The following is a 16,920-nucleotide window of genomic DNA, read 5'->3' on the forward strand; positions in this document are numbered from 1 at the left end:
CAGATCTCCCGAAGTCCGGGAGTCTCACTGTATCGCTACTGCTCGACCAGAGCAGAGCGGCCCCGCCCTGGTGTCATCAGCACCTGGACGAGGCCTAGGAGCGTCCCCTCAGAGAGTGGGAGTCCGATCCATGAGCACCACGGTACCGCCGACCCGAGACCCCGAGCGCGCCGAGTCGCTCCGCGTCCGGGACATCGCCATCGCCCTCCGTCCGCACCACGTCACCAAGGCGACGATCTATCAGGAGATCGCGTCCGGCCGCCTGCCGTCCTACCGGGTCGGCGTCGGCCGCGGCACCATCCGCGTCTCCCGTGCCGCCTTCACGCGGTACCTCGACGAGCGTGGCATCCCCGCCGCGGAAGTGGCGGTGGCGCTGTGACCACCACCGTCCGCGCCTTCCCCGCGATCCGCCCCGGCTTCAAGCTGGTGCCGGCCGTTATCGGCACCCCGGCCACCGGCCAGCAGATCGTGTACATCGAGTGCCCGAACTGGTGCACCGAGGACCACGTCAACGAGTGGCAGCACTCCGTCGACGACGTCTCCCACTGGGGGGACTACTACGGCGCCGGTATCCCGTCGCTGACCGCCGAGGGCCCGGTGCTCGAACTGTCGGCCCGACTGTTCGCCGACCCGACCTCCCAGGACGTCCGGCTGCGTGAGGCGCACGTCCTCGTCGAGGGTCTGGCGGGCGCGGACGCCCACCTGACACCGACGATGGCGGAGCAGACGGCCGACGACCTGATCAAGCTAGCGGCCAAGCTGCGCACCGCGGCCCGCAGCGCCCGCCTGGCCCGCAACGGCGACTCCGACCCGGACATGGATGGGGCCCTGCGCCGCGTCCGCGAGGGGCAGTCAGCATGAGCGAGCGCCTTCCGGCCTTCGGGCCGTCGCAGGTGTTCGAGGTGGAGGGAGTCGCCGCCGATCTGGTCATCCGGGTCGCGGCGGCTGTCTCCCGCGAGCAGCTGCTTGCCGCGGTCGCCCTGGCCTTCACGAACATGCCGGAGACCGACCCCGCCACGCTGACCCCGGAGCAGATCCGCACGGAGGTCGAGTCGGAGTTGGCGGTGCAGATGCTCGCCGACGTCGACCGGACTCTGGCCGACGGATGGGCCGTCCGGTTCGAGCAGGAACACCTCGCCCGGTACCGCCAGTTCACGACGGCGCTCGAGAACGCTTACCCGCCGCCGCCGATCCTGCCGCCCTTGCCCGGCCCCCAGTACGTGGAGGGTCAGGTCATGCTCGTCACCCACGACGCGGGCGCGCTGCTCGTCGACGAGCCAGTGTGGTGCATCGGGCACGCGTGGCAGCCGAACCCGCACCGGGTCGACATCACGCACAACGCGACCCGGGTCAAGGCGGGCCCGCTGACGGCGCGGATCAGCTGGGCGCCGTTCATCGAGGAGGCGCCGCGGGTGGCCGTCGAGCTCGACGTGGCCGCCGACTACGAGGCCGAGGAGATCCCGGCCCTTGTCGGGGAGTTGCGCACGGCTATCGGCCGCCTGGAGCGTCTGGCCGCCGAGGCGATCCGCCTCAGGGGGCAGTCGTGAGCCGGGAGCGGATGCCCGAGGAGATCCGGGCGTTCCTGGACTGCAGCATCAAGGCCCGGGACGGCAAGCGCTGCTTCTACTGCGCCCGCAACTTCAAGAAGCGGCCGATGCGTCGCAAGACCGTCGACCACTACATCCCGTGGTGCCTATGGCCCGGCTACGAGGTCGCGAACCTCGTCCTGGCCTGCGAGCGCTGCAACTTCTCCAAGGCTGACCGCCTGCCGTGGCCGCTCGTCTGGCTGCTGCTCGCCGAGTACCGGCAAGACCGATGGGAGCTGACCGCATGAGCACCATGACCGTGCGCCGGCCGACGGAGAACGCGGCGATAAGCAGCAAGCACGTCAGGCCATTGCCGTCGTTGCCCGTCCTGCACGTCGGATTCTGCAGCGCCCGCGCCGTCAACGACCGGTACGGGATGCAGCTGTTCGCCTGCGCCATCGTCCGCAAGACCACCCGAGGAGTGATCTCGTGACCGCCATCGAGGCCCCATTCATCTTCTCGTGGACCGGCCGCGAGGCGATCGCGCTGCAGGTCGCCCTCCGCATGACGAACGACGGCTTCGCCGCCCACCTGGGCGTCGCCGTGCGGACCGTGGCCGCATGGAAGGCCAAGCCCTCCATCGTCCCCACGAACGAACTCCAGGACGTCCTGGACGCCGCATACCGGCGGATGACCGACGACCCGCATCGCGTGCGCCGCTTCCTGCACGTGCTGGACAGCGGACAGTCCCGCGAGACGACATCGCCGGTCGTGATGGCCGCCGAGATGACGCTCATGCAGGCCCGTATCGACGAGCTGCAGACGCAGCTGAAGGAGCAGCAGTCATGACCACGCCGCCGATGTTCTACCCGCAGGAAGACGGCAAGCTCGTCGAGATCCCCGAGGAGCACGCGAAGGTGCTCGAGCTGTACCGGGACCGCATGCCGCTCGTCTTCGAGGTGATGGAGTGGGGCCCGCCTGGGATGCACCCGCTCATCGACGTCAACGAGGAGCCGCCCGGCACCCCGCGCTCGGGTGGGTTCGAGGACGTAGCCCGGTCGACTGCCCGCTACCTGAAGGCGAAGCGGCTCGGGAAGAACCCGGCGGTGCCCGACTTCGAGCGCCTGGCCGTGTCCGCGATCCGCGCCCACGTCGAGCACGCCGGCACCTTCGCTGGCTCCGTATCCCACGACGACGGCATGAAGGCCGTCGAGCGGGCCGTGAAGGGCGAGACCGCCCGCGCGGGCCGAAGCCTCCACAAGGCCGTCGACAAGGCCGTGACGGACCACACGAAGAACCTCGTAGAGAACTGGCTGGTGACGTCATGACCATCTCCATGGAACGCCCCCTCTTCGACGACGGCCAGGCGGTAACGGAGCTTCCCGCGCCCGCGCCGAGCCAGCGCGTTGCTATGGAGGACGGCGACGACGTGCGCGCCGTCGTGACGGCGCGGGTGGCCCTGAGCCGCGATCATCTCGCCGCGGCGGCCGATCTGTCCGCGCAGGACAGCGGCTATCCCAACCCCGACACGTGGTCTGTGGACTACACGCGGTTCCTCGTCGAGGTGAGCCTGGCGCACTGCACGATGCTGGACCTGTCCCAGGACGCCGAGGCGCTGCAGAAGCTCCTCGACGAGGAGGGGCCGGACACGTCGGTGCTTCGGGTCGTGCAGGCGGTGTACCGGGCGGTCGATCGGGCGTACCCGCCGCAGCCGGCCGCCGTGCGTGTATTCGGCGGCGCCGAGAGGCGTTCGGTGGCGTGCATCGGCTGCTCATGGACGGCCGTAGCGGTCGACGCCGAGGAGGTCGTGGGGGACGCCCTGGAGCACTTCGAGCGCGCCCACCGGAGCGCCGTGAAGTAGCACGTCAAATCCCAATGAGGGGGCGCTCTCGGAGCGCCCCCTTTTGGCGCTCAAAAACACCACGTCGGATCCCATCTACCCCCCGCTCCGAGGGCGCCTGCCAGGGCGCTCAAGTTGGCGCTCGCCGGGGTGGGGGGATTAGGGAAATGACCTGCGACGTAGCGGCCGTTGGCGGCGCCACGGTGAGCGCGCCCATGGCGCTCGTTCTGTCGCCAGCTTGGGCGCCACGAGGGCGCCGAGTTGGCGACAGGAACGGGCGCCATGTGGCGCCAACTCTGAGCGCGTTCTGGCGACAGCTTCGGGTGCGTCCCGTCGACAACTTCGGGGCGCACTTGGCGACAACTCGGGTGCGTCCCGGGAAGCGCCACAGCCCTTTACCCCCAAGGGGTCCGGGCCCACTGGAGCCCGCTCCCCGTATGGCCGGGACCCGCGTCGTGTGCGTCCCGTTTGGTCACGGCCGTGCCCCTCGGGGGCACGCAGGTCACGGCCCGGCGCAAGATCATGGTCACGGCTGCTGTCACGGGTGTCACGGCCTGCGTGACGGATGGCTAAACGGCCCGGCCGTCAGCGGGCGATGCGTCGCTCGACAGGCCGGTTCACTGGGTCGTCCCGGTTGAAGCGGGGGTCTGCGGCCGCGGCTTCGGCGAACCAGGCGTCGAGGAACCGCTTGGTGCTGACGAGCCTCCCGACCAGGATCCATATGCGGGGCCCGCGGCCACGGTGGCGCAGAGTCCTGAGCGCACTAGGGGACCGTCTCGTGTAGGCGGCGATCTCGGCCAGGGTCATCAGGGGGGACCCCACCGGGGGCCCGGTCGTCGACTCCGCATTCGGGCCGCACGCGCAGGGACTCTCTGAACCGCGCTTTCGTGTCACGGCGCAGGTCTTCCCATGCGCCGTCGACGTCACGTCACGCGATCGAGGGGTTAGCCCCGGCAAGTGGCGGCGTTCACTCGTACACCCGGCCTCTTGCCGGGTGTACTCGTCTCTTGCTACGCGCGCACGTGCGCGCACGAGGCTCGCGGCCGGCGAACGTACACCCGTCGTTCGCCCGGTGAGGCGCCCCGGTGGGGTGCCGGTGACCCGGTGACTTCCCACCGGGCGGGTCACCGGGCAGGGTCACCGGTAGCGACCTGCGGAAAGGGCTGTTCGGTGACCCGGTGAGGTGCTGTCCATCCCCCCGTCCAACCCCCGTCCACCCCCCGTCCAGGGCCCGTCCCGACCCCGTCCAGTAGCTGTCCACCGGATGAGTGCTGGACGCCCTCTGGACGGGGGTTGGACGCCCGTCTTGGACCCGTCTAGACCCCGTCTTTGGCCCGTCTTCTGCCCGTCTTGAGCCCGTCTTGCCGAGACGGGAGGCCAAGATCTAGACGGGCAGAAGACGGGCCAAAGACGGGGGTAAGACGGCCTCAAGACGGGCCACAAGACGGGGCAAAAGGGGTCGTGATGAGGTCGTGACGCCGCAGGTCGAGGTCGTGATGCCGGTCGTGATTGGTCGTGATTTCCGGCTTCTCGTCGTTACGACGGTAACGACCTATCACGACCTCATCACGACCAGAATCACGACCAGAATCACGACCAGAATCACGACCGGTTCGACCGTTACGGCAACCGCGACTCGACTGTGATGGACCGTGATTCCCAGGCCGTGACCGTTACGCCATCACGATCCATAACGGTTGGCGTCACGGTCCTGACCTGCGGCGCAACGGTGGCGTCACGGTACGCGTAACGGTTGCTTTGTCCGTTATGTATGCCGTGACGGACCCGTGATTGGCCGTGATTTTCGCCCTCCGACCCGTTACGGCATCACGGGTCGTCACGGGTAGGGCCACGGCTGTGACCTGCGGCGTCACGGCAGGCCACAGCAAGCGTCACGGCAAGGCCAACCGCTAGGCCGCAGGTCACAGCCGTGAGAGCAACCGCTAGTCGATCTCCCCAACCGCTAGCGAGCAGCGGTTCATAGCGGTACCCCTCACGGCCCTGACCTGCGGCTCACCGGTACGGCAGCGGTACGGGCGGCGATCGCTTTGCCCCGCTATGCGGCTCGGACGGAAGTCGGACAGGCCGGGCGGCGGCGCAGGTCGCAGCGTCGGCGGGGTCGGACAGAGGTAGGACAGGCTCGGACGGATGACCATGGTTCTGTCCGCCGGTGTCCGACCTCTGTCCGACCTCGGTCCTGCGCGTCCCTTGATCGTGTCCTACCTCTGTCCGACCGAAACGCCCCGGTATGCCACCCTGACTTTGACCTGACGCCGAGTGGATAACCCCAGGTCGCTGTACTGACGTTGGGCTGACAAGGGCTGACGGATTCCGACCCGGCGTCACCCGGCGTCAGGCTGCCGTCAGTTCAGCGACGTGCGGTTTGGTGGATCAAGTCAGGTCAAAGTCAGGGTGGCAAAGTGGCACGTATTGGGTGCCCCGGACAGTGCCCGGACCCTGTCCGCGCCGCAGGTCAACATTGCCCCGGACACTGCCCCGCGTGAGGGCACTGTCGCCGCGACAGTGCCCCGTTCTGGGCAGGGTGGCGGGCAGGGTCCGAGGGCGCTCCGATCAGCCCTCAGGCGGCGACAGGAAGCTCGGCTGACGGAAGATGAGATGCGGCTCGTCCCGCCGGGTCCGCTGGAACTCCTCCCGGCCATCGGCATCAGCGTTCAGAGGGGGCGCGGCGGAGCCTGCTGCGGACCAACGGCGCCCTGCTAATTCGTTGGAGTCTGGGTCGCACGATTAGCCCCACGCAAGATCATCCAGCTAAATCGCTGGCGTTGGAGCCAGCGGATCAGCGAGTGATTCGGCCCGCGCAAAAAATCGGGCGAGAAGGGCGTTTGGGTCGCCCACCTGCGCATTTAAAAATGGACCCGGCCCGGTCGTCGGTCTGGCTGCGGCCGAGGGCGAGCAAGCCAACGGCCCGCCACGTGTGGTGGCGGGCCGTTGGTGGGTGGAGGTGGGGCGCAGGCAGGTCATCGGGTGTGGAGGTGCCCCTCGCTGCCTTGCCGGGGATGCCGTCCCGCGGGGTGACGCCCCACCTGGTTCAGAATGTCGGGGTGATGAGGCCCGTGCCTCCGATGACGCTGAGGGCCTTGGGGTACCGCTCGCTGTGCAGCGCCGTGTAGTTGAACACGCGCAGCAGCACGGAAAGCGTGTCGGCCTTGGTCTCGCGGAAGGCTTCGGCTCGGAGCACGCTCTCGTAGAGCAGAAAGTCCGAGGAGCGTAGCGTGATGATGCGGTCCTCGTTGGTGCCGGTCCCGAGGTTGGTGGGGATGTTCGGGTCGACGTAGACCGGCAGACCTTGCCACGTGCCCACGAAGCCTTCGGACACGACGTCGCCCATGGCGGCGAGGACGTTCTGCGGCATGTTCGCGGTGGGCACGACGAGGGGGCGGCCGGCGGTGTCGAGGGCCGCGGTGAACCAGGCCCAGCGGCGGGGGTGCATGAACACCTTGTCGGGCGGGAGGTACCGCCCGGTGTGGATCTGCTGGATGGCGTCCGCGCCCTTGGAGTACAGCTCGCCGACGGTGGGCGTCGCGTCGGTGTACGTCACGGAGTTGATCCCGGACACGTTGAGCAGGCCGCGCTTGCCGGTGGCGTTGTTGCTGATGACGAACTGGTCGAGCTTGACCGCATAGTCGGCGGTGAGGTCGGCGAGCAGGACGTCGTCCATGTTGACGGGGGACTGGTCGATCATCTGCTGAGAGATGACCTGCTGTCCGGCGATGGTGGCGACGTTCGCGGTCACGCTGTCCGTGGTCGCGTCGGTGTTCTGCACCGCGCTGTTCTGGGTGGCCTGCTGGGCTGTGGCGGTGCCGGTGGCGACGCGGGGCAGGCTGATGGAGTCGGTGCCCGGGGGGAGCGGCTGGGGCCGCAGCTGGTCGGCGATGACGCGGGCGGCTCGGGCGAGCGCGACGGCTTCGTTGATGAGCCACATCGGGGGGACGAACTCACCGCCGGCGCCGTCGGTGGTGGACAGGGCCCGGGTCTCCAGTGCGACTTCGCGAGTGTTGCGGCGGAGCCGGTCGGCCGCGTCGGCGTCGGCTCGGAGCGCGACCGCGGACATGTCCTTGACCCACGAGTGACCGTGGACGTCGCCCTTGCGGTAGGTGCTCTCGTTGCTGGTGACGGTGAAGCCGGTGCTCTGCGCGGCGTTGGGGCTGTAGCGGGCGCGGATCTCGGTGGCTCGATGGCCGCGACGCTCGACCTCCTCGGCCTCTTCGAGTTGACGGTCGATGCTGTGGACCTCGTCCATCTTGGCGTTGAACCGCTGTTCTTCGTCGGCGGTGAGGTTCTTCCGGCCGGCCGCCTGCACGTCGGCGAGGATGCCGTCAAGGTCGGCCTTGAGCTGGGAGCGGGTGGCTCGGAGGTGTGGAACGGACACGCTGGAGTTCATGGGATACGCCTCTCGGGAAGGGCGACGCTGCCAGCCTCGGGCGGGGCGTCGGGACTCAATCCCGGTAGGTGGTGGCCCAGGTGGTGGCCTCGACTTCAGGCTCCGGCGTGGGCTCCGGCGTACCGGTGGCGGCCGTGTGCCGCCTCTTCTGTTGTTGGTGCGACCCAGCACCATTCCCATCAGGGGGAGTTGATCGCATTGTGCCATAAAGGCCCGCGAAGCAACACGAGTTGCTGCGGGCCGATGCTGCTACTGCTCGGGGAGTGAGGCGACCTCGGCGCCGAGGAAGCCGAGGACGGTTTCGACGTCGGTGTCGGTGGCTGTGGCGAACAGGGATGCGATGCGGACGCCGAGGTAGGCGACGGCGCGGACAGCGTCGACGGGGCGGTCAGCCCACTGCTCGGCGGTGGTGTCGTCGATGAGGGCGGCGTACTGCGGTCCGGTCAGTTGGCCATCGAGCATCTGGTGTGTGGCGGCGATCAGGGCGACTCCGGCCGCGAGCTCTGCGGGGGCGTTGATGCTGGCGTCTTGGTCATCTCGTCCTGTTGGCACGGGCTGTTCCTCCTCGGGGGGTTGTAGGCGGGGGCACTGCCCGCCGTGTACGTCGTTGCATGGGGGGGTGTGGGGGGCTCGGCAGAGGTGGGCGCCGCAGCCGCGCACACACGGGCATCCGCGTTTCCCAGTAAGTGGCCGGTCGCAGACGGCGCAGCGGCGGCGCGCGGTCACGTCTCGTCCTCGTCCTCGTCGACGGCCGGCCGTGGCACGGTGGCGTCGTCCTCATCAGCCCAGCGGCGCACCTTGGCAGCCATGCGGGCCTGAAGGCCGTGCGTGCGGTTCTCGACGAACTCGGCGCGCTGTTCCCGCCGTTGGCGCCGCTTGGACTTCGCCGCGGCGATACGGGCCGCTATCTGCTGTTCGACGTGAGATGTCACGGTGCTCCTTGATCGCGGTTGAGGTCCTCAAAAGCGGCAGCAACGGGGGTGAGTTGGGGGTTCCGTTTGATGGAGGGTGGAGGGTTGTGGAGGGTTTTCCGAAAGTCGCTACGCGTACACGCATGGAAGGTTTTGGGGAAACCCTCCACAACCCTCCACCCGCGCAGGTCAGGGGCTTTCCTCCTCCTCGTCGTCGGTGCCGTTGAGCATCAGGCCGAGCCAGACGCGCCCCACGCTCCGGTCGGTCTTCTCGAAGCCGCGCGCCTGCATGGAGGCAGCGAACGTGACCGTGCTGCCGGTCTCCTCCTTGATGCCGCTTTTGAGGCACCAGCCGGACCAGGCCGCGAACAGCTCCGAGGACCGCACAACCCCGTGGGGAGTAGCCAGGGTGCGCTCCTTGAGGAAGCGGGCAAGGGTGTCGCTCTCCTCGCGGTACTGCTCGGTGCGCACCCTGACGGCGTCGGGCGGGTTGAGCCCCTGCTTCTGGTAGTCGAGCCATCCGGCGTAGCACCAGGCGAGGACGGCAGGCGCGGCCTGCTTGAGCCGCTCGGGCAGCTCGCCGTCCCGCTCGTCCTCGGGGATGACGACGTCGAAGGGGACGACGAGGATGCGCCGCCACACGGCCGGGTCGTCGCCGCTCACGGCGGGCAGGTGGTTGGTCAGCATGACCAGGGTGTGCGAGGGGTCGAAGGTGATCGGGTTCTTGTGCATGTAGTTGGCTTCGATGGGGTCGCCGCCGACGAGTCGCTTCATGGTGGCCTCGGCGAACTTGCGGCCCTTCTCCGTCTCGGAGCAGAACGCCAGCCGGGCGCCGCGGAGCCGCATCTTGAAAGCGCCGTGCTTCTCGTGCTTGGACTCCATGAGCAGCGACGGGTCGACTTCGATGCAGTAGTCCCCGAGGGCTGCGGCGATGGCGTCGCGCAGGGTGCCTTTGCCGTTGGCTCCGGTGCCGGTGAAGATCGGCATCACGTGCTCGGTTTGCTTGCCGAGCATCGCGTAGCCGAACAGTCTCTGTACGAAGGCCCGCACGTCAGGGTCTGGAAGGATCCGTTCGAGGAAGAGTCCGAACTCCTCGTTGGGTTCTTCGCCGACCGGTGCCCCGGCAACCTTTGTGATCATGTCGGCGCGATCGTTGTCCTTGATCGTGCCTTCCGTGAGGTCGACCGTGCCGTCCGGGGTGTTGAACAGGTACGGGTCGGCGTCCAGCGCACGCGAGGCTGCGGAGACCGGCTTAAGAGCTCCGGCCAACTTCAGCATCCCCTCAACGCCAGAGGCGCTTTCCGCCTTCTTGACGTCCGCGTACAGGGCGTCGCGGTCCTCGCCCTTGTCCATCCTGAGGACGTCCTGCAGCGCCTTCTTGGTGGTGGCGATAGCCGCTTCGACGTCGACGCGTTCCTCGTCGAGTTTCCAGCGGGCGCCATCCCAGTAGTGCCAGCCGATGCCGTGGACGTGGCGCAGGTGGTCGGCGTGCTGCTCGATGAACCGTTCGGCCATGCCGAGGTGTCCGCCGTGGATGTTGCGTGGCAGCCGCACGACGCGGAGCTTGGGCGCCGGTTCGGCGATGGGCTCGCTCACGCTGCCTCCTTTCCGGTGCTGCGGCGTGCGCGCGCGAGCATGTCTTCGTGGGCTTGGTCGAGGTCGGCGAGGCTGGGGTAGCGCCATAGGTCTTGGGGCGCGCGGAGGGCCTGGTTGAGGTCGCCGGCGATCTCGTCGCCGTACTTGCGCCACATTTCGGCGAACTGGAGGGCGCCGGCGAGCTTGCGGGGGTCCTCGGGGTCGAGGTCTCGCCAGTCGGGGGAGGCGTATTCGGGGTGGTCGCCGCGAAGCCAGTGCTTTTTGGCAGCGGCCCAGTGGTCGCGGAGGGCGGCCGTCTCGTCGGTCTCAGGGGTACCCACCTTGTGGGGGCCCTTGGCCTGCCGCTTGTCCGAGCCGTGTGGCATGCTGGCGTCTGCGACCACTGCGTTGCTTTCACGAGACCTGGCAGTTAGGACCTGCCGGGTCTCGTTGCTGTTCAGGGTCATGCCGCTTGGTCCTCCCCGGAGAGGAGGCGCACCAGGTCGGCCGTGACGACGACGCATCGCTTGCCGACGGGGATCGTCTTGACGGGGCTGTCGCCACGCTTGATGGCCTCGTACAGCCAGGACCGGCCGCAGCCGAGCGCCATGGCCGCCTCGGTGACAGGGACCGTGGGGGGCCACTGATTGCGGATCTCGGAGAGCGTGGGGCGCGTCGGCTGCTTCACGCGGCGCTCCTCGGGGTGACCGTGCAGTCGTCGAGAAACCGCTCGATGGTTGCGCGGGAGTAGAAGACGCGGCCGGACCTGCCCTTGCCGGTCTTGATGTAGGCGGGGCCGTCGCCGCGCCATCGCCGCTCCGCCAACGCCTGGGCGGTTCCGAACACGGGGTACTGATCGACCACTTCACGTGGGGATAGGAACTCGTCTGGCACCGAAAGTCTCCTTCCAGGATCATGTGTTGCTTAGTGGCACCACATGGTGTCATGCTGCACCTATGGAGACCATAGCACCCGAGCTCGCTTGCACAACAAGGTCAGGAATGTTGCTTACGCTGATGCCCATGGCTGAGCAGCAGCGCGGGCGCCGCGCCATCGAGGTGGGACCAACCGGTAAGACGGTGGCGGCGAACATCGTCCGCCTGCGCGACCGGCACAGCATGACGACCAGGCAGCTTTCCGGCGTTCTGGAGCGTGCCGGGCGTCCGATTCCACCGTCTGGCATTACGCGAATGGAGAAGGGTGAACGAGTTGTCACGGCCGACGAACTGGTTGCGCTGGCTGTCGCGTTCGGCGTGAGCCCGGGCGCGCTGCTGCTCCCGCTGAATGACCGTCCCGGCACGCTGATCGAAGTAACAGGCGCCGGAGAGGTCGACGCGGCGGACGCGTGGGACTGGGCTGAGGGGCAGCGGCCACTCAAGGCCGTCGGTCGAGACGAGCACGCCGCCGAGCTGGAGTTCCTCGTGAACGGGGTTCCGCGCTTCAGGCGAGTCCTGCGGCAACATCCAGCCGGCCGCGCCCTCGTGGCCCTGCAGCAGCGGGTAGACGCGCTGATCGCACGATCTTCCTACATCGAAGAAGGTGACGCAGGGGAAGTGCAGGAGGTTGCCGAGGCAACGCGCTACGCGGCCGAGCGCCTAGTCGCCGAGGTGAACTACGTCGACGGCGAAAATGCCAAGGCGAGGATCGCTCCTAGGGCGGCCGAGGTCGATGGCTGAGCCGAAGCGCATTCTCCTCGCCGGGGGGAAAGTGCGCTACCGCCTCATGGTCGACGCTGGCCGGGACGAGAACAGCAAGCGGGTCCAGCTCACGGTCACGCGGGATACGGCGAAAGCGTGCCGGGAGGAACGCGACCGGGTCCTGCACCAACGGTCCGCGGGGACGTTCATCGCCCCCAGCAAGGTGACCGTGAGCGAGTGGCTTGACCAGTGGCTGGAGTACAAGCGGCGGGACGTCGAGGAGACGACTATCCGCGCGTACAAGCTCGCCCTGGTGCACGTCCATGAGCAGCTCGGTCACGTCCGTCTGCAGGAGCTCACCGAGGACATGGTGCAGGAGTTCGTCGACTCGCTCGTTGCAGGCGGCCGACGCAAGGGCGGCGACCCCAGCAAGCGCCTCGCGATCTCGTACATCGACCACATCCTGATCCGGCTTCGCAGTGCCCTGCGCCGTGCGGTCCTCCGCAAGCTGGTGCCGGTGAACGTGGCGGCCGAGGTGCGGCCGTCGCTCGCCGACAAGAAGACCGACAAGCGGGAGCGGGAGCGCCCCAAGCCCTGGACCGTGACCGAGGTGCAGTTGTTCATCCGCGGCATCGCCGAGGACCGGCTGTTCGCCCCGCTGCTGCTGTCCTTGATGGGGCTACGCCCCGCGGAGGTCTGCGGGCAGCGCTGGGCCGACATCGACCTGGAGGACGGTCTGCTGTCGATCGCGCTGACGCGGACCATGGTCGGCAACAAGACCGTGCTGGAGAAGGACACGAAGACGGCCGCGGGTGAGCGGGCCTTGCCGCTGCCGCGCGGGCCGTGGGAGGCGCTGCGGCAGCTGCGGGCACGGCAGGCCGCGGAGAAGCTGGCCGCGGGCGAGGCGTACACCGAGTCGGGGTTCGTGGTCGTCGACGAGATCGGTCGGCCGCTGAACACGCGGCATCTGCGGGAGCACGCCTACCGGCTGATGCGGGATCTCGACCTTCGGCGCGTTCGCCTGTACGACGCCCGCCACTCGGTCCTGACGACCCTGGCCGTCTCCGGCGTCCCGGACGTCATCCTGGCCGCGTGGGCGGGACATACAAACGCATCCTTCACGAAGAAGAAGTATGTGCACATCGCGGCCGAGGATATGAGGGGCGCTGCTGCCGCTCTCGACGTGTTCCACACGGGAGATCGAAAAGCCCTGGGGTGAGAAATTGTGAGAGATGATCTCTCGCAACCCACCCCGTACCGCACCTGACCTGCTGTGATCGTCAAGGCGGTAGAACAGTGTACGGATTCTACTGGCGGTTCGTGCAGGCCGACGCCACGGGCCCGTTCGTTCGAAGCTACGAGAGCTGCTGCGGGTCATCGTCCTGGATGTACGGGGCCAGCTCGGGGCGCTTGGGCGGCAGGCCGTCCCCCGACGAGCGGCCGGTCAGCCTGCGTCCGATCCACGGCACCAGATGCTGCTTGGCGAAGCGGGCGTCGGCCACCCGGCGGGTCAGCCAGCCGGGCGGCACCGCGGCCGACAGCGGCGTGCGCCAGTCCGACTCGGCGTCGTGGCCGAGGGCCTGCCACACCGCCTCCGCGATCCGCCGGTGGCCCTCCGCCGTCGGGTGCAGCCGGTCCACGTCCCACATCCGCTGGTCGCCCAGGACGGGTACCTCGTACAGGTCGACGACCACGGCGTCGTGCCGCGCCGCGAGCTCGTCGATGCACGCGTACAGCTCTTCCATCCGGGGCCGGAAGCGCTGCAGCACCGGGCCGTCGCGCCCGGGGCTGCGCATCAGGACGAGCCGCTCACAGGAAGGGGCGAGCTTTTCGACGGCCTCCGTAAGGAGGTCTCGCACCCGGACCATGTCGCACTTGGGCCGCAGCGTGTCGTTGAGGCCGCCCACGAGCGTCACCACGTCGGCCTTCATCGCGGCGGCCACGTCGACCTGCTCGTCGACGATCTGCTGGATGAGCTTGCCGCGCACGGCGAGGTTCGCGTAGCGGAAGCCGGGGCTGCGCGCCGCCATGCGGGCGGCCAGCAGGTCCGCCCAACCGCGGTAGGAGCCGTCGGGGAGCAGGTCCGACATGCCCTCGGTGAAGGAGTCGCCGACCGCGACGAGACTGGTGTATTCGGCATTCATCTGCATGGCGCCGGAAATCGTATCCCGGCAGGCGGCCGGGGCGCGCGCGGCGGGTCTGTGCAGCGGCCTCGGGCGGCGGTATGCAGGGAACACACCACACACCGCAGCACCACGCCACGGGGGAGTGCACCATGTGGACACGTTCCTTCTGGAAAGCCACGGCCGAACGCGCCATCAGGACTTTCGCCCAGGCCCTGGCCGCCGTCCTCGTCGCCGGGGCGACGAACCTGCTGGACGTCGACTGGGTCGCGGCCCTCGGCACCGCCGGTTTCGCCACCGTGCTCGCGGTCCTCACGGCGGTCGGCACCGCGGGTGTCGGCGCGCACGGCCCTGGGATCCTGGAGACCCCCACCCACCAGGGCGGCCCGCACACCCACTCCGGCTGAACCGCCCCACCAACCTGTCAGGCGGGCTGGCCGAACAGCTCCCGCAGTACGTCCTCCATGGTCACCATGCCGGCGAGCCGGCCGTCCGCGCCGAGCACCGCCGCCACATGCGTACGACTGCCGCGCATCGCCGTGAGGACGTCGTCCAGCGGCGTGCTCTCCCGCACGCGCGCGATGGACCGCATGTCCGGCACCCGGAACGGCAGATCGCGCGGCGTCGCGTCCAGGGCGTCCTTCACGTGCAGATAGCCGACGATGCGCCGGCCCTCGTCCACGACGGGGAACCGCGAGAACCCGGACTCGGCGGAGAGCTGCTCCAACTGCTCGGGGGTGACGCCCACGCGCGCGTAGACCACCTTCTCCAACGGCAGGACGACGTCCTTGATCGGACGCCGGCCCAGCTCAAGGGCGTCGTGCAGCCGTTCCTGCGCCCGGTTGTCGATCAGGCCCGCCTCGGAGGAGTCCTTGACCATACGGGCCAGCTCGTCGTCCGAGAACGTCGCCGTGACCTCATCCTTGATGTCCACCCGCAACAGCTTGAGCAGGGTGTTCGCGAACGCGTTCACGGTGAAGATCACCGGGCGCAGGGCGCGCGCCAGGGCCACCAGCGGCGGGCCGAGCAGCAGCGCCGAACGCACCGGCTCGGCGAGCGCGATGTTCTTCGGCACCATCTCGCCCAGCAGCATGTGCAGATACGTCGCCACGGTCAGCGCGATCACGAACGAGATCGGGTGGACCAGACCGTGCGGCACCCCGACCGCGTCGAACACCGGCTCCAAGAGGTGCGCGATGGCCGGCTCGGCGACGATGCCGAGCACCAGCGTGCACAGGGTGATGCCGAGCTGCGCCGCGGCGAGCAGCGCCGATACGTGCTTCAGGCCCCACATGACACTGCGCGCCCGTCGGTCGCCCTCCTCTGCCCGCGGCTCGATCTGGCTGCGGCGTACGGAGATCAGCGCGAACTCGGCGCCGACGAAGAAGGCGTTGACGACGAGCGTCGCCAGACCGATCAGCAGCTGGATCGCGGTCATCGGTCCTCCTCCTGGGTGGTGGTGTCGGTCAGCGGTGCGTGCAGCAGGACGCGGGCGGCGCGGTGGCCGTGCGCGTCGACGACGTCGAGCCGCCAGCCGGTGACCTCGACGCTGTCGCCGACGTCCGGGATCCGGCCCAGTTCGGACGCCACGAGTCCGGCCAGCGTCTCGTACGGCCCGTCCGGCACCCGCAGTCCGACGCGGGCGAGCTGGTCGGTGCGCGCGGCGCCGTCGGCCGAGTACAGGACGCGCCCCTCCTCGTCGGTGCCCGCGGCCGCGATGTCGGACGTCTCGTGCGGGTCGTGCTCGTCGCGGACCTCGCCGACGACCTCCTCGACGATGTCCTCCAGGGTGGCGACACCCGCGGTGCCGCCGTACTCGTCGATGACGACGGCCATGGTGCGCTTGCCGGACAGCCGGTCGAGCAGCCGCTCCACGGTCAGGGTCTCCGGGACGAACAGCGGTTCGCGCAGCAGCTCGGAGACCCGCTTGCGGGGCCGCTGCTCGGCGGGCACGGCCAGGACGTCCTTGATGTGGGCGACACCGACGACGGAGTCGAGGTTGCCGCGGTAGACGGGGAAACGGGAGAGGCCGGTCGCCCGGGTCGCGTTCGCCACGTCCTCGCAGGTGGCCTGCACGTCGAGGGCCATGACCTGGACGCGCGGCGTCATCACGTTCTCCGCGGTCAGATCGGCCAGGTTCAGGGTCCGTACGAACAGCTCCGCGGTGTCCGCCTCCAGCGCGCCCTCCTTGGCGGAGTGCCGGGCGAGTGCCATCAGCTCCTGCGGTCCGCGCGCGGAGGCCAGCTCCTCGGTCGGCTCGATGCCGAAGCGGCGCACCAGCCGGTTCGCGGTGTTGTTGAGGTGCGTGATGAACGGGCGGAACACCGCGCTGAACCAGCGCTGCGGCGTCGCCACCCGTTTGGCGACGGCCAGCGGGGCCGAGATGGCCCAGTTCTTCGGCACCAGCTCGCCGACGACCATCAGGAACACGGTCGACAGGGCGGTACCGAGCACGAGCGCGACCGACGTCGACGCCGACTTCGGGATGCCGACCGCTTCGAGCGGTCCCGCGATGAGCTTGGCGATGGACGACTCGGCGAGCATGCCGACGACCAGGTTGGTGACGGTGATGCCGAGCTGCGCGCCGGAGAGCTGGAAGGTCAGGTTCCGTGCGGCTTTGAGGGCGCCGGCGGCGCCGCGCTCACCCCGCTCGACAGCGCGCTCCAGATCGCCGCGCTGGACGGTGGTGAGCGAGAACTCCGCCGCGACGAAGGCGCCGCAGGCCAGTGAGAGCAGCACTGCGACGGCGAGCAGGAGCACTTCGGTCATCGGGTCACCTCCGTCCCATGATCGGCCAGGGACGGCAGTGACGCGCGCTCTCGTGGAGCACGCGGGGGGACGGACCGGGTACTGGGGGGCTCGCCCATGGGCGGACGCTCACACCTTTCGCAGAAGTTCGAGTGACA

The 16,920-nt window shown here is 68.9% G+C and carries 21 protein-coding genes; 11 read left to right on the forward strand and 10 right to left on the reverse strand.

Features of this window, described 5'->3' with window-relative positions; genetic code table 11:
* Positions 1-130: 130 nt before the first annotated feature.
* From ACIREE_RS11475 to ACIREE_RS11510, 8 genes are read left to right on the forward strand one after another with little or no spacing between them, the layout of a single operon-like run.
* The gene (locus ACIREE_RS11475; RefSeq protein ID WP_404149657.1) at positions 131-379 is read left to right on the forward strand and encodes a hypothetical protein; all 249 of its coding nucleotides are present in this window, start codon (positions 131-133) and stop codon (positions 377-379) included.
* Positions 376-861 (forward strand): DUF6907 domain-containing protein, encoded by a 486-nt coding sequence (locus ACIREE_RS11480; protein WP_404149660.1) that lies wholly within the window; start codon positions 376-378, stop codon positions 859-861. The genes ACIREE_RS11475 and ACIREE_RS11480 overlap by 4 nt, the downstream gene beginning before the upstream one ends.
* Positions 858-1,547: a DUF6907 domain-containing protein gene (locus ACIREE_RS11485; RefSeq protein ID WP_404149663.1), complete on the forward strand. Its 690-nt coding sequence runs from the start codon at positions 858-860 to the stop codon at positions 1,545-1,547. Before ACIREE_RS11480 ends, ACIREE_RS11485 begins: the two co-directional genes overlap by 4 nt.
* Positions 1,544-1,834, forward strand: a complete 291-nt coding sequence (locus tag ACIREE_RS11490; RefSeq protein WP_404149666.1) for an HNH endonuclease — start codon at positions 1,544-1,546, stop codon at positions 1,832-1,834. Before ACIREE_RS11485 ends, ACIREE_RS11490 begins: the two co-directional genes overlap by 4 nt.
* Positions 1,831-2,019 (forward strand): hypothetical protein, encoded by a 189-nt coding sequence (locus tag ACIREE_RS11495; protein ID WP_404149669.1) that lies wholly within the window; start codon positions 1,831-1,833, stop codon positions 2,017-2,019. Before ACIREE_RS11490 ends, ACIREE_RS11495 begins: the two co-directional genes overlap by 4 nt.
* The gene (locus tag ACIREE_RS11500) at positions 2,016-2,375 is read left to right on the forward strand and encodes a hypothetical protein (RefSeq protein WP_404149672.1); all 360 of its coding nucleotides are present in this window, start codon (positions 2,016-2,018) and stop codon (positions 2,373-2,375) included. Before ACIREE_RS11495 ends, ACIREE_RS11500 begins: the two co-directional genes overlap by 4 nt.
* Complete coding sequence (locus ACIREE_RS11505) at positions 2,372-2,854, forward strand: hypothetical protein (RefSeq protein WP_404149675.1); 483 nt, start codon at positions 2,372-2,374, stop codon at positions 2,852-2,854. Before ACIREE_RS11500 ends, ACIREE_RS11505 begins: the two co-directional genes overlap by 4 nt.
* A complete protein-coding gene (locus ACIREE_RS11510; RefSeq protein ID WP_404149678.1) occupies positions 2,851-3,387 on the forward strand; it encodes a hypothetical protein in 537 nt (178 codons plus the stop codon). Before ACIREE_RS11505 ends, ACIREE_RS11510 begins: the two co-directional genes overlap by 4 nt.
* Before the next feature lie 3,028 nt (positions 3,388-6,415).
* On the opposite strand, the gene ACIREE_RS11515 is transcribed toward ACIREE_RS11510, so the two are convergent.
* The 7 genes from ACIREE_RS11515 to ACIREE_RS11545 form a co-directional block, all read right to left on the reverse strand.
* Positions 6,416-7,768 carry a phage major capsid protein gene (locus ACIREE_RS11515; RefSeq protein ID WP_404149681.1) on the reverse strand — a complete coding sequence of 451 codons (1,353 nt, stop codon included), beginning with the start codon at positions 7,766-7,768 and terminating at the stop codon, positions 6,416-6,418.
* Between the two features lie 249 nt (positions 7,769-8,017).
* Positions 8,018-8,320: a hypothetical protein gene (locus ACIREE_RS11520; protein ID WP_404149684.1), complete on the reverse strand. Its 303-nt coding sequence runs from the start codon at positions 8,318-8,320 to the stop codon at positions 8,018-8,020.
* 170 nt (positions 8,321-8,490) lie between these two features.
* Entirely contained in the window at positions 8,491-8,700 is a 210-nt protein-coding gene (locus tag ACIREE_RS11525; RefSeq protein WP_404149687.1) for a hypothetical protein, read from the reverse strand.
* 168 nt (positions 8,701-8,868) lie between these two features.
* Positions 8,869-10,275: a phage/plasmid primase, P4 family gene (locus ACIREE_RS11530; RefSeq protein WP_404149690.1), complete on the reverse strand. Its 1,407-nt coding sequence runs from the start codon at positions 10,273-10,275 to the stop codon at positions 8,869-8,871.
* Entirely contained in the window at positions 10,272-10,721 is a 450-nt protein-coding gene (locus ACIREE_RS11535) for a hypothetical protein (RefSeq protein WP_404149693.1), read from the reverse strand. The genes ACIREE_RS11530 and ACIREE_RS11535 overlap by 4 nt, the downstream gene beginning before the upstream one ends.
* Positions 10,718-10,942: a DNA-binding protein gene (locus ACIREE_RS11540; protein ID WP_404149697.1), complete on the reverse strand. Its 225-nt coding sequence runs from the start codon at positions 10,940-10,942 to the stop codon at positions 10,718-10,720. The genes ACIREE_RS11535 and ACIREE_RS11540 overlap by 4 nt, the downstream gene beginning before the upstream one ends.
* Positions 10,939-11,148, reverse strand: a complete 210-nt coding sequence (locus ACIREE_RS11545; RefSeq protein ID WP_404149699.1) for a DNA-binding protein — start codon at positions 11,146-11,148, stop codon at positions 10,939-10,941. Before ACIREE_RS11545 ends, ACIREE_RS11540 begins: the two co-directional genes overlap by 4 nt.
* Before the next feature lie 128 nt (positions 11,149-11,276).
* Here ACIREE_RS11545 and ACIREE_RS11550 point away from each other — a divergent pair, with 128 nt between their 5' ends.
* Together ACIREE_RS11550 and xerC are read left to right on the forward strand one after the other, a co-directional pair.
* Positions 11,277-11,930, forward strand: a complete 654-nt coding sequence (locus ACIREE_RS11550; RefSeq protein WP_404149702.1) for a helix-turn-helix domain-containing protein — start codon at positions 11,277-11,279, stop codon at positions 11,928-11,930.
* The gene (gene xerC, locus ACIREE_RS11555) at positions 11,923-13,110 is read left to right on the forward strand and encodes a tyrosine recombinase XerC (RefSeq protein ID WP_404149704.1); all 1,188 of its coding nucleotides are present in this window, start codon (positions 11,923-11,925) and stop codon (positions 13,108-13,110) included. Before ACIREE_RS11550 ends, xerC begins: the two co-directional genes overlap by 8 nt.
* A 136-nt stretch (positions 13,111-13,246) precedes the next feature.
* Here xerC and ACIREE_RS11560 read toward each other — a convergent pair whose 3' ends face one another.
* Entirely contained in the window at positions 13,247-14,041 is a 795-nt protein-coding gene (locus ACIREE_RS11560; protein ID WP_404149707.1) for an SGNH/GDSL hydrolase family protein, read from the reverse strand.
* Positions 14,042-14,166: 125 nt separating this feature from the next.
* Here ACIREE_RS11560 and ACIREE_RS11565 point away from each other — a divergent pair, with 125 nt between their 5' ends.
* Entirely contained in the window at positions 14,167-14,421 is a 255-nt protein-coding gene (locus ACIREE_RS11565; protein WP_404149709.1) for a holin, read from the forward strand.
* 17 nt (positions 14,422-14,438) lie between these two features.
* On the opposite strand, the gene ACIREE_RS11570 is transcribed toward ACIREE_RS11565, so the two are convergent.
* Together ACIREE_RS11570 and ACIREE_RS11575 are read right to left on the reverse strand one after the other, a co-directional pair.
* A complete protein-coding gene (locus tag ACIREE_RS11570; protein ID WP_404149712.1) occupies positions 14,439-15,452 on the reverse strand; it encodes a hemolysin family protein in 1,014 nt (337 codons plus the stop codon).
* A complete protein-coding gene (locus ACIREE_RS11575; RefSeq protein WP_404149715.1) occupies positions 15,449-16,783 on the reverse strand; it encodes a hemolysin family protein in 1,335 nt (444 codons plus the stop codon). Before ACIREE_RS11575 ends, ACIREE_RS11570 begins: the two co-directional genes overlap by 4 nt.
* Between the last annotated feature and the right edge of the window lie 137 nt (positions 16,784-16,920).

The organism is Streptomyces sp. NPDC102467, assembly GCF_044765445.1.
GTDB lineage: Bacteria > Actinomycetota > Actinomycetes > Streptomycetales > Streptomycetaceae > Streptomyces.